Raw genomic sequence first — 1,686 nt, 5'->3', positions numbered from 1 at the left:
CCGGCCACCCGCATCGCCACCGGCACCCCATCCCGATACAACAAGCGGTTGCCGCTCACCGCAGGTACCTTCGCCCCCGGCAGCAATGACCCGATCAGGTTCAGCGGGTCAGCGGCACTTACCACCAGCAGCGCCCCGTCGGGCTCGCGTCGGCGCACCTGCCGCAGCAACCCCACTGCTTCCGGCAAGGCGAACTGTTCGCCGGCCAGCCCGGCAATGAAGCGCCCGCCACGAATCTCGCCACGGGCTTCCAGCCGGTGATAGCAGCGCAACAGTTCACGCCAGGGCGGCAGCACGTCGCTCTCGCGCTCCAGCAGCCGCCAGCAGATCACCCCGTAGCGGCGCAGCAGGCTGCGGGCAATATGCTCCAGGCGCTGTTCGTGGTCAGGAGGCGTATCGCTGCGGCGCAGCAGGGCCCAGCGCCCGGCATGCGCCATACTGCTGGACAGCGGCGGGTGGCCGCGGCGGCTGTTGCGTGCAGTGCGCTTGGCCGCAGGCGTGATCAGGCTGCGCAAGCCGGTGAAGCTGTCAGCACCGACCAGCCCCGAGCCCACCAGCTCCTGCAGCGCATTTTCCAGTTCGCTGGGTAGCAGATGTGCCTCATGCGCCAGCTCATCGAAGAACAGCGCCCCGTGGGTTTTCAGGGCTTCATGAACCCGCTGCGCGCGCAGGCCGAGGGTATCGACGGCGGGGGCGGGCGCCAGGCTGCGCCAGCTGTTCAATGGGTCGCGCGGTAGCAGCACCAGTGGTGTGCTGAACAGCGTGCTGCTTGCCACCGTAGCCGCCAGCCGGCTCCAGGCAAACTGCCCGCTGCGGCAGGCTTCGTCGAGCCAGTGCGGGCTGTAGTCCTTGATACGCGCCGGCAGCAGCGCTGCTTCCCAGGCGCCGGCGGCACTCGGAAACCCCTGCAACTGCCCGAGCACCTCGGCCACCGCCTGCGGTCCGCGCAGGCGTTCGTCCGGGGCCAGGTGTTGCCAATCGAACAGAAACCGCATGAAGTCCTGCAGGCTGACCGGTTCGATCTCCCGGCGCAGGCGCTTGACCGTGTAGCGGTGGATGCGCGCCAACAGGTGGCGCTCGCACCATTGGAGGTCGGTCGCAGCGGGGCTGAAGTGCCCGCGCAGCACATAGCCTTCGGCTTCCAGGCGGGCCAGGGCCTGTTCGATGGCCTGCAGCGGTTGGCCAAGCGGTGCTGCGATCCGGGGCGCGGTTTGTGGACCATGACCGCTCAGGCGGGCCCGCAACAGTTCGACCAGCGCACTGTCAGGCTCCACGGCCTGATCGAAGCCTGGCAGCACCGGTAGCGCAGGCTCCAGCCGAGCGCCCGGGTATAGCACGTTCATCAGGCTCAGCCGCTCACGCGCCACCCACAGGTTTTCATCCACCACGCGCAACGCCCGTCCAGCTTTGGCCAGCTGCCCGAGCAGCAGCGCCCAATCGGGGTTGGCCTGCACTTCGTCCTGGCTGATACAGCCAAGCCCCATCAGCGCCTCGTGCATTTCATCGGCGCTGCCGGGTTCTGGCCAGGCCTCGGCCTCGACGGCCGCGATGGCGTCTGCGTCCAGCGCACCCAGGTCGTCACCACTGCGCACCTCGCTCCAGCGCCGGTTCAGCACCGCCTGGGTGCGCCGCTCTTCCAGCGGTGCATCGTCGAGGAAGGCATACGGCCTGGCATTGAGAATGGCC

1 pseudogene is annotated in these 1,686 nt (G+C 68.6%); it reads right to left on the bottom strand.

Annotated elements, in window-relative coordinates:
- Positions 1-1,686, bottom strand: a pseudogene (locus tag HP547_RS28645) (ATP-dependent DNA helicase); the annotation flags it as partial.

Source organism: Pseudomonas sp. CM27 (assembly GCF_013179515.1).
Lineage (GTDB): Bacteria > Pseudomonadota > Gammaproteobacteria > Pseudomonadales > Pseudomonadaceae > Aquipseudomonas.
Note: the sequence above shows the minus strand (reverse complement) of the source record. Positions and strands in the feature narration are given on the sequence as shown.